The following is a 13,434-nucleotide window of genomic DNA, read 5'->3' on the forward strand; positions in this document are numbered from 1 at the left end:
CGAGGAGGGCCTTGCTAGGGAGCAGGAGGCCGGTAGCGGCCGAGATGGCGTGGACCAAAGCGAGTGCGGCACCCGGGAAGCGGTTCTCCGCCAGGTAGTGGGGCACGTGGACCGCGAAGCCCATGGCGTCCTTGCCGGCCTCGCCGAGTCGCACCTGCAACATCGTCGCGGCACTCGCCGGGAGGCGCATCTCGCCGTCCCAGATGTTCGAGCGCGTCACCAGCTCCGGCCCGGGTCGCGTGCGAGGTCAGCCCGAGCGGCCGGGTGTGCGGCACGCCCATCGGGATGCCGTGGACACCGATCGTCAGGGTCACGTTGTACCGCTCGATCAGCTGCCGCACCGCACCGGCGAACCGGTTCCAGTGGTTGTCGGGCTCGACGCCCTCCAGCAGCAGGAACTCGACGCCGGCGTCGTCCTTCATCAGGTGCAGGGACAGCTGCGGCGGGGTGTAGTCGATGAAACGGTCCTCGGCGAACGTCACCTCCGGGCGACGCGCCCGGTAGTCGTGCAGGAGGTCGACGTCGAACCTGGCCAGCAAGCGGTTGTCCAGTACTTCGAGCAGGTGGTCGGCGGTGACCCGCCCCGCCTGCCCGGCGTCCATGAACCCGTCCATTGAGTGCACCAGCACCTTCGGCGCAGCCGCCGGGCCGGTCGCCACCGACTCGTCGACGATCTCGTAGAGGTCGTCCGGTCGTAGCATCGTCGTCTCCTTCATCGTGGCCTTCGGGCGGGTCGGCTCGCTCTATCCTGCCCTCTGAGGGTCCAACGTCGGACCGGCGGGCAGGAATTCCGGCTGCCGGGATGTTTTCGCAGGTGTCCACGATCGGACTCGACGCGGGTAGGACGAGCGCTTTTGGAAAGCGCTTGCTAGCGTGCTCCTGTGCGCACTGAACCAGACTCCTCCCTGACCGCCCCCCAGCCGGCCGCTCCCCGGCCCGCTGTGATGCTCGCGATGAACGAGTCCAGCCGGGCCCGGGTGCTGGTCCCCCAGGTCCGCGCCCACCTCGACCGCGTCGCCGACGTACTGCCGGCCGGGCCCGGGAACGCCTTCCTCACCGATCCCGCGATCCGGGACGCGCTGGCCGAGACCGAGGTGCTGCTGACCGGCTGGGGCTGCCCGGCGATCACGCCCGAGGTGCTCGCGGCCGCGCCGAAGCTGCAGGCGATCATCCACGCGGCCGGGTCGGTGAAGGGCTTCGTCGATTCCGCCGTCTTCGACCGTGGGATCCAGGTGTCGTCCGCCGTGGTGGCGAACGCGCTGCCCGTCGCCGAGTTCACCGTCGCCACGATCGTGCTGAGCGGAAAGCGGGCGTTCCGGCTCGGCGCGGAGTACAAGAGGTCCGGGCGGAAGCCGGATCCCAGCTTCGTGCCCGGCAACTACGGCAGCACGGTCGGCCTGCTCGGCGCGTCCCGGATCGGCCGGATGGTCGCCGACCGGCTGCGCGCCTTCGACCTCGAAGTACTGATCAGCGACCCGTACCTGAGCGCGGCCGAGGCCGCCGAACTGGGTGCCGAACTGGTCGACCTGGAGGCGTTGTTCAGCCGCAGCGACATCTTGAGCGTGCACGCACCGTTGCTGCCCGAGACCGTCGGGCTGGTCGACGAGCGGCTGCTCGGCCTGCTGAAGGACGGCGCGGTGCTGATCAACACCTCGCGCGGCCGGATCATCAACGCCGCGGCGCTCGAGCAGGAATGCCGATCAGGCCGGATCGACGCGGTCCTCGACGTCACGGATCCCGAGCCGTTGCCGCCGGACTCGCCGCTGCTCGACCTGCCGAACGTGTTCCTGACGCCGCACCTGGCCGGGGGCCGTCGGCAACGAGGTCGCCCGGCTGGGTGAACTCGCGGTCGGCGAGGTGGAACGTTTTGCCGCCGGCATGCCTCTTCTCCATGACATCACCGCCGCCGACTTCCGGAGGATCGCATGAGCCGCCTCGTGCTCCCTGCCACCGACCGAGTCCTGTCCCGCCAGACGGGGTGGGTCCGCGCGCACTGGGAGGCGCTGGCGGATCACCTGCTCGACTCGCTGATCCCCTACACCTCCCCCGGCGCCGCCCGGCTCGTCATCCCCGGCCGGCCGAGCCGTTCCGGCACCGACTCCGACGAGTTGGAGGGCTTCGCCCGCTCGTTCATGCTCGCCGCCTTCCGGATCGCGGGGGTCCGCGGCGAAGGCTGCGAGAAGCTGATCGAGCGGTACGCCCGGGGCGTGGCCAACGGCGCGAACCCCGACCATCCGGAGGCGTGGCTGCGACTCACTCCGCGCTCGCAGCAGATGGTGGAAGCCGCCGCGATCGCGGTCGCGCTGCACGAGTCCCGCGAGTGGATCTGGGACCGGCTCGACACCCGCGCCCAGGAGCACGTGGCCGAGTGGCTCGGCGGCTTCATCGGATCCAGCACGCACGACAACAACTGGCGGCTGTTCCAGGTCGTCAGCGAGCAGTTCCTCGCCTCCGTGGGAGCGCCGTACTCGAAGGAGGACATCGAGGGCGGGCTGGACCGGATCGAGGACTGGTACATCGGCGACGGCTGGTACTCCGACGGCGACGGGCAGAAATTCGACAACTACATCGGCTGGGCGATGCACCTCTACCCCGGTCTCTGGGCCCGGATGGCGGCGGCCAGCCCCGGTACGGAGTACGACGATCGCCTGAAGGTCTATCGGGACCGGCTCCGGCTGTTCCTGGAGGACGCGGTGCACCTGGTCGGCAATGACGGCGCCCCGATCTACCAGGGCCGGTCGCTGACGTACCGGATGGCCGCGGCGGCGCCGTACTGGATGGGCCAGCTCCTCGACGCGACGCCGTTGAGCCCGGGACAGACCCGGCGGCTCTGCTCCGGCATCGCGCGGCACTTCGTCCAGCACGGCGTACCCGACGAACGCGGGCTGCTCACGCTCGGCTGGTACGACACCTTCCTGCCGACCACCCAGTCGTACTCCGGTCCTGGCTCGCCGTACTGGGCGAGCAAGGGGTTCGTCGGGCTCCTGTTGCCGCCGGAGCACCCGGTGTGGAGCGATCCCGAGGAGACCGTGCCGCTCGACGAGGCGGATCAGCTTCGCTCGATGCCGGCGCCGGGATGGCTGGTTCACGCGAGCCGGCACGACCAGCTGGTCCGGCTGGTCAATCACGGCTCCGATCACGCTTCGCCGGTCGAGCCTTCGGGGCCCGAGCCGGCCGCCGATCCGCACTACGACCGACTGGCGTTCTCCAACCACGCGGGTCCGGATCTGACCGATTCGTCGCCGCAGGTGGACAACTTGATCTCGCTGGTGGACCAGCAGGGCCGTACTTCGGCGCGTGGCTGGATCCGCCGGCTCTCGATCGGCGCCCGCTCCGCGGCTTCCTGGCACCAGGCGTGGCTGGCCGAAGACGGTCCGTGGGCGATCGAGACCGCTTCTGTGGTCCACGGTGGCTGGGAGATCCGCTGTTCGCTGGTCGAGGGACCGGCCGGCTCGCTCGTCCGCAGCGGCGGGTACGCGGTCGCGGGCAACTCCTTGCCTTCAGCAACGGCTTCCGGCGGCTGGGCGTCGGCCCGGAACTCCGACGGGCTGATGTCGGCCGTGGTCAACCTGCACGGGTACGACGATGCCGGCGTGCATCGCGATCTCGGCGCGAATCCGTTCGGGCCGCACTCGGCCACGCCGTACCTGACCGCCGCCCACTACGGTGAACCGCTCGTGCTCGTGTACGCCGTGATGCTGACCCGCGACGCGATCCCGCCGGAGGCGCTTGCCGACGGCATCGAGCTCGCGGTGACCGGCCACGAGATCACCATCACACTTCCCGGCGCAGGCACCGAGACGGTTCGGCTCGGGAACCGCTGACCCCGTACCGTTGGAGTTATGACCGAAGCAACTGCCACCGACGCCTTCGCCGAAGCCGTCGCTACCGAACCGAGCACGGCGAACCAGGAGAAGTTGTGGAAGGCAACGTTCTCGCTGGACCGCTGGTGGTTCGTCCAGCGCGGTGAGCCGGAGAACCCGCAGCCGTTCGTCGGCGTCCACGAGGATCAGCCCTTCTTGATGGCGTTCACGACGGCCGAGCGGGCCCGGACCTTCGCCGTGGAGAACGACCTGGCCGGACCGGACGAAGAAGTTCTGGTGCTGGCGCTGACGCCGTCCGATGCCGTCGTACAGGCTCCGGTCTGGCTGCAGCAGGGCATCGCGGCGATCAGTTTCGACCACGGCGTGAGCGGCTACTTCGCTCCGCTCGGCAATCTGCCTGCGATCCGTTCGCATCTGGAAGGGCTGGCATGACACGCCGTTAGGGCAGCCTCGCCAACGGTGAGATTTGGCTGTGTGAGCGTTAGATTGGCTGCCATGAGCACGTACGCGAAACTCCTTCAAGAACAGATTCACAACGAATTCACGGCGTCCCAGCAATACACGGCCGTCGCGGTCTGGTACGACGACCAGGACCTCCCGCAGCTCGCGTCGCACTTCTACAAGCAGTCCCTGGAAGAGCGCAACCACGCGATGATGATGGTCCAGTACCTGCTGGACATGGACATCCGGCCGCAGATCCCGGGCATCGGCGACGTGGTGAACGACTTCGCCTCCGCGCTGGAGCCGCTCGAACTCGCGCTGCAGCAGGAGATCACCGTCACCAAGCAGATCGAGACGCTGGCCCGGACCGCTCGCGACGACGGCGATTACGTCGGCGAGCAGTTCATGCAGTGGTTCCTCAAGGAGCAGGTCGAGGAGGTCTCCGCGATGACCACGCTGGTGAACGTCGCGAAGCGCGCCGGCGACAACCTCTTCCACCTCGAGGACTTCCTGGCCCGCGAGGTCTCCGGCCCGAACGGGTCCGACCCGACCGCCCCCGCGGCTGCCGGTGGCACCGTCTAACTCACTTGGGCCAACGTGCTCGGGCCGCCGCCATGCGGGCGGCGGCCCAGGGTCCTACCAGGAACCGCCGCCGCCACCGCCGCCACCGCCGCCGGAGGAACCGCCGCTGAAGCCCGAGGAGCTACCGCCGCCTCCGCCGCTACCGGCCGGAGCGGGCGGCGGGTCGAAGGTGTTGGCGACCGTCTGGCTGATGCTGCCGGCCGCGAATCCTGAGTTGTAGTACGAAGGACCGACGTACCAGTAGGGGTCGGGGGTGATCCGCCCCGCCGCGACCAGTTGCGCGCAGACCCGCTGCCAGCGATCGGCGAGCTCGAAGGCGATCGCCCAGGGCAGGTACTTGCTGAAGATGTCCTCGCCCTCCTCGAACTTCAGCTGGTCCGCCTCCGCCGTCGCGAGATAGAGCCGGAACCCGACCAGCTGGTCGGTCACGGCACGACCGGCCGGATTCCGCTGCCCCTTGGCGCGTTTCCCGATCCAGATGCCGACGGCAACGATCACCGCGACGACCGGGATGGCGATGGTCAGCGCCCGGCCGAGCCCACCGGTCGCCGCGCCGATCGCCGTACCGGCGATGCCGAAGCCGAAGACCCAGGTGCCGATCAGTCCGAGGCAGGCGACGCGGGCACCGCTCTTGAAGCTGGATCCCCCACCCGCGCGAGGCATCCGCAGATACCACTGGCGCTGTTTGACCTGCTCTCGCAGCGCCGCGATCATCGCGTCGTGCGCCTGGCGCATCGAGGTGTCGCCGACCGGCCGGCGTTCGAGGGTGATCTCGGAGCCGGGCTGCAGCGACGGGAAGAGACCCTGCAGCAACACCTGCTCGTGCGGTGCCGTGGCGGCCGCCGGATTCAGCAGCACCGCCTTCTGCTCGGCGCCGGTGTTGTCGATCCGGATCCCACCGCGGACCGCGAGATCGATCAGCGTCGCCGCGGTCTCCGTGGTGGTTGCCTTCGCGTCGATCAGCAGACCGCCCTCGGCGACCGGGATCCTCGGCGGCGAGAACGCCACCGGGAGCTGGTCTTCCTTCAGGTCGTCCTTGACCGGCTCGGCGTTCATGCCGTTCGGCGGGAAGGTGCCCGGCGGCATCCCGGCGAAGCGCTGATCGCGATTGCCCTTCTTCGTGTAGAGGACAGCCGCCGCGATCGCCGCGATGGAGACGCCGCCGGCACCGGCCAGGCCGGGCAGCGTGAGCCCCGCCCGGTCGAGCAGGCTCGGCGGATCGACCACGATCGGGGTGTCGTTGCTGACGACACCGGCCTTGATCCCGGCCACGATCGTCAACTGCTCACCGCGGTTGAGATTCGGGGCGACGAAGACGCCCCGGCCGCCGACGACCGAGTTCTGCGCGCAGTTGGTGGTGGATCCCGCCGGACCCGCGAAGCAGTCGGTCTGCTGGACTCCGCCGGGGACGTTGACGTTCGCCGTGACGTTGCGCAGTACAGCTTCCCAGCCGCTGCCCGTGGTGTCCCAGTACAGCTCGCTGTGGTCCTTGAAGTGCCGCAGCGCCCCGCGTACGTCGTACGAGATGACGTAGGTCGCGTCGGTGCCGGGGATCGTACTGCTGGACGAGCCGATCTTGATCTGGATGCTCTGGTCGCGCTGGCCGTTCTTCTTGCTGGTCGTCTTGACGAAGTCGCTGCTCACGCCGGGGGTCGGGCTGTCGACCGCGATGTTCGAGATCTCGTACTCCTGGTCCTTCGAGTCGTCGTCGCGGTACTTCTCCCGGGTGATCAGGTTCCGGAAGATGCCGTGCCGGCCGGTGCTGCCGAAGTGGTACGCGATCGTCTCGTCGACGTGCACCAGACCGTCGGCCTTGACCGTGTAACCGATCTTCATACTCGTCACGACGTCGCCGGTGTCGGCCGTCGCTGCCAAGGCGGGCGCGACGCTTGCGAAACCGGCCAGGACCAGACCGGCGAAGGCGGCCGAAACCGCGGTGAAGATTCCCCTACGCATGCGGCGACAGTATCGAGACCTGGGGTCTGATGCGTGCAAGACGGGCGGATCAGTCCGGAGGCGCCGGGTCGGCTGCCCGGATCGCCGCCTCGACCAGGTCGGCTGCCGTGGTCGCTCGGGTGCGGCGGTTGCGGTCGTAGTACTGGGTGGTCGCGATGCTCGCGTGGCCGACGTCGGCCTGGATGTGCTGGATCCGGGCGTCTTGCTCGAGGGCGATCGTCACATAGGCGTGCCGGAGCGCGTGCGGGTGGATCCGGTCAGCAACATCCGCCAGAGCGGGACCAGCCTGTACCGCGATCCGCCGGAGCAGGGCGTTCATGTCGAACCGGGAACAGCGGCCGCCGACGCGAGTTGCGATGAGCGGGGTGACAGCAGCGTTCGTGCGGCCTCGTACTGCGGGAGCTGTGGCTTCGGCTTCGCGGTCACGCTCGGCCAGGTAGGTCTCTAGCGCCGTGGAAGCCAGGGCGGTGAGGTAGACCTCGCGGTGCACGCCGCCCTTGCCGAGGACGCGCAGCATGGGTTCACCGCCGGAGACCATGAGGTTGTCGCGGTCCAGACCGACTAGCTCGGAGACACGGAGGCCGAGGGTTAGCAGAGCGACTACGGCCACCGCGCGAGCGGCGTACAGGTTGCGGTGGCGGGTGCGGTTGGGCAGTTGTGCTGCTGCGTCGAGTAGTGCTTTGAGCTGGGTTGCGGTGAGGCGGATGGTGGGCGAGGCGTCGCGGGCGCTGCGGTTGAGGCCCAGGCGGGTGCGGTTGAGTGCGGCTGGGTTTGCTGGGACTGCGCCTAGCTCTGTGAGGTACGCGTAGAACGCGCTGAGGGTGGAGAGCATGCGCTGCCTCGTGCGCTTGCTCGCGCCTGCTGCTTCCAACGTGTGGAGCCAGGCCTTTACATGGGTGCCGGTCGCTTCCCGTGGGTCCATGGATCGTGCTGCACACCACCTGAACCACACCACGTCATGCAGCACCCCACTGCCCGCTGCCGGTGGCTTCATCCGTACTACGTCCTTTGTGACCTGCCAGTGAGCCCACTCCTGGGGGATGCCGAGTGCATAGGCGTACGTCTGGCGGGTCCCCTGGTTCGCGTACTGGCTGAGCCACTCCATCACCAGTCGCTTGAAGGCCGGTGGGTCCAGGACACCGGGCCAGAGCTCGTCACTCGCGACGAGCTGGGCTCCGCGAGGTGCTGCCGTTACCTCGACTACGACGAGCGCGTCGCTTGCGTCGTGGTCGATCGGTTCATCCGTCACTCGTTCCGCCTACTGGTTGGGCAGGTGGAGGGAGGTGATGCCGGCGAGGACGAGGTTAACGCCGGCCAGGAACTGTTCGCGGTCGTCGTGGTCGCGCATCTGGTCGGCGACGGCCCGGGTGAACGGGTAGTTCTCGGGGTCGAGCTCCGTCCACGCCTTCGCCGTCTCGCCGAGGAATTCGGTGCGGTTCGCATCCGGTCCGAGGACGCGGGCGTTCGCGCTGTTCTGGCCGGCGGCGCCCAGGATGTAGTGCATCAACGCCGAGGTCGTCATGAACCAACTGTTCTTGGGCACCCCGAGCGCACAAACCTGCTGACCGAGCCGCTCGAAGATCCGCGGCGTCACCGATCCCCAGGGACTACGGGACAGCTGTGTGGTGAGCTGGAGCGCGAGCCACGGGTGCTCGTCAATCGCATCGAACAACCCAAGCGCCACCGCACGAATCGCATCCTGTGCCGACTCCTTGTCTCCGGACGGGGCTCCCGGGCCGGTGGAGCCGGCGGGGGCAGCGGGGGCAGCGGGGGCAGCGGGGGCAGCCTGCTCGGTGGGGTTGGCGGCGCCCGCTGGCTCGGCGGAATCCGCGGGCGTAGCGGTTAGAACGGGGCCGACTACTGCTTCCGTGGCGGCTGCTAGTAGTTCGCCCTTGTTTGCGACGTGCCAGTAGATCGCGCCGGGGCCGGTGGAGAGACGCTCGGTGAGGACCCTGAAGGTCAGGCCGTCCTCGCCTGCCGTGTCGAGCAGCTCGATCGCAGCCTCGACGATGCGCTCGCGGGATAGCGCATCCGTACGCCGCGGCGTGCGGCGCTCCCGTGTTGCCATGGCGTCATCCTGACACAGCTGGAGCGCTGTTCCAATCGCCGAAACGCTCCCTCGCGTGGACGCCGAGCGCGGTGGCCACGGAGCCGTGGTGGGCGAGCACGGTGGTCATGTCGCCGTACGCGGCGAAGGCCTCCACCAGCAGCACCCAGCCCAGCGCCCGGCGGTGGCCCGTCGCCAGCAGGATGCCCAGGACCAGGGCCAAGACGACGTCGCGGATCCCCTTGATGGGGGCCGACCGGAGTACGCCGGAAACCGGCAATAGGCGTCTGGGTTGGCTGGTTAGTGGTCGGTGGGGAGGCTGTTGATGGCTCGTTCGCGGTCGGCTTGGGTGGGGAGGCTGTACCGGCGGGCTTGGTCGAGGCGGGCGTGTCCCATGAGTTCGGCGACGAGGACGAGGTCGTGGCCGTCGCGGACGAGGGTGGTGCCGAAGGTGTGGCGCAGGGCGTGGCTGGTGAAGTCGTCGTCGATGCCTGCCTGGTCGGCGATGGCGCTGATGACGTCGTGGGCGCCGCGGGCGGACAGCCGGGTGCCGCGGTGGTTGAGCAGCAGCGCGGTGGTGTCGGCGGTGCCGGGCCAGTTGGGTCGTTCGTCGTTGATCCACAAGGTGAGGTCGGGGCGTAGCCCGGTGTGGATGGGTACTTCGCGGTAGCGCTCGCCTTTGCCGGCCCGGACGGTGATGAGTCCTTTGCGGGCGGACAGGGCGATGTCGTCGAGGTTGAGGGCGACGACCTCGCCGAGGCGCAGTCCGGCGTAGAACGGGATCAGGGCCAGGACCCGGTCGCGGGGGTTGACCCAGCGTTCGACGGTGCGTAGCCAGCGGGTGATGTCGCGCTCGGATAGTGCCGGGGGTGCGGCCTGGGGCAGGTCGAGGCGCCGGACGTCGGGGGCGCCGAGGCCGAGGCGTAGGTAGAGGTCGCCGATCGCGGCGAGGGTGGTGTTGATGGTGGAGGGTTTGCGTTGGGCGACGGTCTGCAGGTGGCTGCGGTAGTCGCGCACGGCGCCGTCGCGGGCGCCGGCCTGGGCGAGCGGGTCGCCGTCGACGTCGGCGGTGTCCAGCCAGATCAGGTAGCCGCGGACCCGGGAGGCGTAGGCGCGGCGGGTGTCGTCGTCGAGCATCCGCGCGGTGGCCAGCGCGGTCGTGTAGGTGGCATGGACGCCAACGTAGCGATCCGGCAGCGGAGTCGGCTGACGTCCACGTCGGGGCGGATCGGGAACCTGCCTCGTGTTATCTGAAGTCGATTCCGGGGTATCCAGATCCGCCTGGGACGCGTTATCTGAAGTCGCGCCGGAGACTCTACTTCAGATAATCAGTGTTATCTGAAGTTGGAGAGACTAGGTGTTGGTCAGCTGGTGTGGTCAGGTCAGGTCGAGCATCCGGCGAAGCGCGAACTTCACCGCGGCGACATCGGCCGGTGCCAACGTGTCGGAGTGCCGTTTCTGAAGCCTGTTCATGCTGATGGATTTGATCTGATCAGCCAGTGCGTAGCTGGTCACGTCACCCAGTTGGACGGCCGGGTGGAACGGCAGGCCGCGGTCTTTCGTGGTCAGCGGTACGACGATCGCGAGCCCGTTCGGCAAGGTGCACGCTAGCGGCGAGCCGACCACGATCGCAGGCCGGCGGCCGGCTTGCTCGTGGCCGATCTGGGGGTTGAAATCCACCCACCAGACCTGCCACGGAGCTACTCGGGTCGTCACCACTCAGCAACCTCGACATCGACGTCGGCCAATTCGCCGGCTTCTGCCCTGTAGTCATCCAGGGCTTGCGGGTCAGCCGCTAGGCGAGTGAGTGCGGTCGCAGTCTTGTGCTCGAACAGCACGATCTGCAACGCCTCATCCAGACTGACCCCTCCCAACTCGTCCTCAGCAACGCGGGCCAGCTCGTCCCGCGTTGGGACTGATACACGCATCGACGTATGCATGCATAAAGCATACGTCACCTATGTGCTAACTATGCATGGCTGCTGCGGATTGTGTGGTCAGTTTGCTCCCAGCTGAGGCCAGCGAGACGGCAGCACCATGCCAGCCTTGGTCGACGGCGTCCTGCCCTGGTCCCTCCGGCCGGCGGGTCGCCGCGTAGCGGGATGGGAGAGCGGTGCGCCAAGCAGTTCATGCTCACCCCCGACGGCGTCGCCCGGCGGAGACAACTGCTGGAATCCTTCAGAGGTGGGGAGCCCCTCATGGCCAGCCTGACCCGGCAAGAACAAGACACCCTTGAAGACCTGCTGTTGCGAGCCCTTTCCCGCCGGTAGCCCACAAGATGTGACAACGCCCGGCACCCGCCGAGGGATACAGCTTCAGGCTAACCGACGGAGCTACGTCTTTCTCCCTATGCCGGCTCCGGCCGAGTTGCCGAGTCGCGCTAGCTCTGGTTGCTGGTCGTATCCGCGTTGTTGACTGGACAGTTGCCTTCACTTCGGCCGCACGCTGCGAAGTCGCAGAGGCGACATAGCCACGGTTGTGGACGGTCGTGACTGTGGGCGGAGCGTTCCTCGGCTCTGGCGAGGGTGACTGTGGTCAGCATCGTGTCCAGCGCTGCCGCAAGGTTGTCGACCTCCTCCGAAGTCAACGCCGACAACGCGCTCGTCAGTGACTTCTCGCGCGCTTGACGTATCCGCACCGCCAGGCGACGGCCACGTAGGGTCAACACGACGGATACGGCCCGTCCGTCCTGCGCTCTGACCCGCTCGACGAGGCCCTCGGCGGCGAGGCGGTCGACGAGGCGGACGGTGCCCGAGTGGGTCAGGCCCCAGAGCGGAACTCAACTGGGTTACCGATCCGCCGTCGAGGAACTCGTGCAGCGCGGCCAGTGTGGCCGGGGCTGACGGGCCAAGTTCCGCAATCGCTTCGACGGCGGCGCTCATCCGGTCAGCGATCACGAGACTCAACGCGCCTAGGGCGTTGGCTGCGTGCTGGCTGCTTGACATCGTTGACGACACCACTCTGGGTTATATGTATGAGTCACACACAGTCAATAGGAGAGCGTGGCGAGCCGACGGCGGCGCTGTCGATGCTCAACATCGACAGCGCGGACCCAGCGAGGCTGGCGCGGTTCTACGCGGCCGCGCTCGGCTGGAAGGTCACCTACAGCGACGACAGTTACGGGATGGTCGAAGGCTGCCCGCCGTTCCCTTGTGCATCCGCAGGGAAACGAATCCCCGCTGGGCCTTCATGAACTCGGCCCCGCCTCCGAAAGAGGGCCAGGAACGCTTCGGTCCTCCCCTCCGGGACGACGGAGGTGTTGGCCAGGACGATGGGCCCGGTCTCCTCCTTGAGCTGCGCGAACATCGGTGTGTGCGGGTCGAGACTCGGCAGCTTGGCCATTTTCGGTACTTCTCCTCGCTATCGGTCAGTGGATGTGTCCTGGCTCAGACGAGCGCGGCGACCAGCACAGCGAAGGCGGCGACGATGACTGCTACGCGGACGTAGTGGTAGCGGTCCCAGCGCTTCATCTGCTGCTTCCAGTCGTCGGGCCGGTTGTCGGGGGTCCAGGTCTTGCCCTGGTTGTTGATCGGGACGAGCAGCAGGACCGACATGATCACACTGACGATCAGCAGCGCGGCGGCGACGACGAGGACGGTGCCGTGGTGGTGCCATCCGGCGACGGCACAGATGCCGACGAGGACGAGCGAGCCGATGTACCAGACCGGCATCACGGCGCCGAGCATCCTGCCCCCGTGGGAGCGGGCCTGCTGATTGCTGTTGTCCGGGAGGGCGTTGAAGATCGGGTTCATGACGAAGGCGACGGAGAACTCCACCCCCACCATCAGACCGACGACCACGGTGGTGATGACCTGAAGTGCGCTGAGCACGGGTACTCTCCTAAGATCTAGCGCTGCTAGTTGATGTGAGCAACGCTAGCATTGCTGCCGCTTGCATGTCTAGCGATGCTAGGATTCGAGTTATGTCGGTACACGAACGCAAGGAGCGCGAACGGGCGGACCGCGAACGCCTCATCGTGGCGACGGCCCGTGAACTCGCCGAGCAACAGGGCTGGGACGCGGTCACCACGCGCCGGCTGGCCGAGCGCATCGAGTACAGCCAGCCCGTGCTCTACAGCCATTTCCGCGGCAAGCGCGAGATCATCGGCGCCGTCGCCCTCCAAGGCGCCACAGAGATGGCCGCGGCGGTGCGGGCCGCGACCGCCGCCGTGGACGACCCGCACGAGCGGGTCGCCGCCCTCGCGCGCGCCTACCTCGACTTCGCCGCACGCAACCCGGCGGTCTACGACGCCATCTTCCAACTCGACGGCGGTCTGGCGTACGCACAGGACGACACCCCGGAACCTCTCAAGGACGCCTTCGCCGCGCTGCTGGAGTGCCTCGGCGAGGTCGCCGGGGACGACGTCCACCCTGGGCTGTTCACCGAGGTGTTCTGGGCGTCCCTGCACGGGGTGGCGACCCTGACCCGGTCGGGACGGCTGCTGCCCGGCGACACCGAGCAGAGGATAGAACTGCTGGTGGACCGCCTCGCCGTGCTCTGACACACCATCCCGCGGGCACGCAGCCGGGGCCCTCGGGCCCCGCCGCTGCCTGCCTGCGGCATCGCTTCCGCGTCTTGCTAGAC

14 protein-coding genes and 2 pseudogenes are annotated in these 13,434 nt (G+C 68.1%); 6 read left to right on the plus strand and 10 right to left on the minus strand.

What is annotated here, in order from left to right; genetic code table 11:
* Positions 1-19: 19 nt before the first annotated feature.
* Together F1D05_RS39765 and F1D05_RS39770 are read right to left on the minus strand one after the other, a co-directional pair.
* A pseudogene (locus F1D05_RS39765) lies at positions 20-190 on the minus strand (PAC2 family protein); the annotation flags it as partial.
* A gap of 73 nt (positions 191-263) precedes the next feature.
* Positions 264-716: pseudogene (locus F1D05_RS39770) on the minus strand (PAC2 family protein); the annotation flags it as partial.
* 165 nt (positions 717-881) lie between these two features.
* On the opposite strand from F1D05_RS39770, the gene F1D05_RS05170 reads away from it, so the two are divergent.
* The 4 genes from F1D05_RS05170 (at position 882) to F1D05_RS05185 (ending at position 4,847) form a co-directional block, all read left to right on the plus strand.
* Positions 882-1,841, plus strand: a complete 960-nt coding sequence (locus tag F1D05_RS05170; RefSeq protein ID WP_246486438.1) for a hydroxyacid dehydrogenase — start codon at positions 882-884, stop codon at positions 1,839-1,841.
* A gap of 84 nt (positions 1,842-1,925) precedes the next feature.
* The gene (locus F1D05_RS05175; RefSeq protein ID WP_185446252.1) at positions 1,926-3,824 is read left to right on the plus strand and encodes a DUF2264 domain-containing protein; all 1,899 of its coding nucleotides are present in this window, start codon (positions 1,926-1,928) and stop codon (positions 3,822-3,824) included.
* Positions 3,825-3,842: 18 nt separating this feature from the next.
* Positions 3,843-4,256, plus strand: a complete 414-nt coding sequence (locus tag F1D05_RS05180; RefSeq protein WP_185446253.1) for a hypothetical protein — start codon at positions 3,843-3,845, stop codon at positions 4,254-4,256.
* 63 nt (positions 4,257-4,319) lie between these two features.
* A complete protein-coding gene (locus F1D05_RS05185) occupies positions 4,320-4,847 on the plus strand; it encodes a ferritin (protein ID WP_185446254.1) in 528 nt (175 codons plus the stop codon).
* A 54-nt stretch (positions 4,848-4,901) separates the two neighbouring features.
* Here the strand turns inward: F1D05_RS05185 and F1D05_RS05190 are convergent, their stop codons facing one another.
* The 7 genes from F1D05_RS05190 to F1D05_RS05220 form a co-directional block, all read right to left on the minus strand.
* Positions 4,902-6,803 carry a DUF2207 domain-containing protein gene (locus tag F1D05_RS05190; protein WP_185446255.1) on the minus strand — a complete coding sequence of 634 codons (1,902 nt, stop codon included), beginning with the start codon at positions 6,801-6,803 and terminating at the stop codon, positions 4,902-4,904.
* A gap of 49 nt (positions 6,804-6,852) precedes the next feature.
* Positions 6,853-8,052: a tyrosine-type recombinase/integrase gene (locus F1D05_RS05195; protein WP_246486439.1), complete on the minus strand. Its 1,200-nt coding sequence runs from the start codon at positions 8,050-8,052 to the stop codon at positions 6,853-6,855.
* 9 nt (positions 8,053-8,061) lie between these two features.
* A complete protein-coding gene (locus F1D05_RS05200; protein WP_185446256.1) occupies positions 8,062-8,871 on the minus strand; it encodes a TetR/AcrR family transcriptional regulator in 810 nt (269 codons plus the stop codon).
* A 4-nt stretch (positions 8,872-8,875) separates the two neighbouring features.
* Complete coding sequence (locus F1D05_RS05205) at positions 8,876-9,130, minus strand: DUF4267 domain-containing protein (RefSeq protein ID WP_206686083.1); 255 nt, start codon at positions 9,128-9,130, stop codon at positions 8,876-8,878.
* Between the two features lie 20 nt (positions 9,131-9,150).
* On the minus strand, positions 9,151-9,987 hold the full coding sequence (locus F1D05_RS05210; RefSeq protein ID WP_185446257.1) for a tyrosine-type recombinase/integrase: 837 nt from the start codon (positions 9,985-9,987) through the stop codon (positions 9,151-9,153).
* Between the two features lie 240 nt (positions 9,988-10,227).
* The gene (locus tag F1D05_RS05215) at positions 10,228-10,566 is read right to left on the minus strand and encodes a type II toxin-antitoxin system PemK/MazF family toxin (protein ID WP_185446258.1); all 339 of its coding nucleotides are present in this window, start codon (positions 10,564-10,566) and stop codon (positions 10,228-10,230) included.
* Positions 10,563-10,778: a hypothetical protein gene (locus F1D05_RS05220; protein WP_185446259.1), complete on the minus strand. Its 216-nt coding sequence runs from the start codon at positions 10,776-10,778 to the stop codon at positions 10,563-10,565. The genes F1D05_RS05215 and F1D05_RS05220 overlap by 4 nt, the downstream gene beginning before the upstream one ends.
* Positions 10,779-11,824: 1,046 nt before the next feature.
* Between F1D05_RS05220 and F1D05_RS05225 the strand changes: the two genes are divergently transcribed.
* Entirely contained in the window at positions 11,825-12,043 is a 219-nt protein-coding gene (locus tag F1D05_RS05225) for a VOC family protein (RefSeq protein ID WP_185446260.1), read from the plus strand.
* 193 nt (positions 12,044-12,236) lie between these two features.
* On the opposite strand, the gene F1D05_RS05230 is transcribed toward F1D05_RS05225, so the two are convergent.
* Positions 12,237-12,680, minus strand: a complete 444-nt coding sequence (locus F1D05_RS05230; RefSeq protein WP_185446261.1) for a DUF1772 domain-containing protein — start codon at positions 12,678-12,680, stop codon at positions 12,237-12,239.
* A gap of 92 nt (positions 12,681-12,772) precedes the next feature.
* Between F1D05_RS05230 and F1D05_RS05235 the strand changes: the two genes are divergently transcribed.
* Positions 12,773-13,351 (plus strand): TetR/AcrR family transcriptional regulator, encoded by a 579-nt coding sequence (locus F1D05_RS05235; protein ID WP_185446262.1) that lies wholly within the window; start codon positions 12,773-12,775, stop codon positions 13,349-13,351.
* Positions 13,352-13,434 lie beyond the last annotated feature (83 nt).

Origin of the sequence: Kribbella qitaiheensis, from assembly GCF_014217565.1 — a bacterium.
Classification (GTDB): domain Bacteria; phylum Actinomycetota; class Actinomycetes; order Propionibacteriales; family Kribbellaceae; genus Kribbella; species Kribbella qitaiheensis_A.

Excerpts from the sequence above, each read along its gene's own strand:
- F1D05_RS05175 (WP_185446252.1), top strand. The coding sequence starts at position 1,926 with ATGAGCCGCCTCGTGCTCCCTGCCACCGACCGAGTCCTGTCCCGCCAG.
- F1D05_RS05235 (WP_185446262.1), top strand. The coding sequence starts at position 12,773 with ATGTCGGTACACGAACGCAAGGAGCGCGAACGGGCGGACCGCGAACGC.
- F1D05_RS05210 (WP_185446257.1), bottom strand. The coding sequence starts at position 9,987 with ATGCTCGACGACGACACCCGCCGCGCCTACGCCTCCCGGGTCCGCGGC.
- F1D05_RS05185 (WP_185446254.1), top strand. The coding sequence starts at position 4,320 with ATGAGCACGTACGCGAAACTCCTTCAAGAACAGATTCACAACGAATTC.
- F1D05_RS05225 (WP_185446260.1), top strand. The coding sequence starts at position 11,825 with ATGAGTCACACACAGTCAATAGGAGAGCGTGGCGAGCCGACGGCGGCG.
- F1D05_RS05180 (WP_185446253.1), top strand. The coding sequence starts at position 3,843 with ATGACCGAAGCAACTGCCACCGACGCCTTCGCCGAAGCCGTCGCTACC.
- F1D05_RS05190 (WP_185446255.1), bottom strand. The coding sequence starts at position 6,803 with ATGCGTAGGGGAATCTTCACCGCGGTTTCGGCCGCCTTCGCCGGTCTG.
- F1D05_RS05220 (WP_185446259.1), bottom strand. The coding sequence starts at position 10,778 with ATGCGTGTATCAGTCCCAACGCGGGACGAGCTGGCCCGCGTTGCTGAG.
- F1D05_RS05200 (WP_185446256.1), bottom strand. The coding sequence starts at position 8,871 with ATGGCAACACGGGAGCGCCGCACGCCGCGGCGTACGGATGCGCTATCC.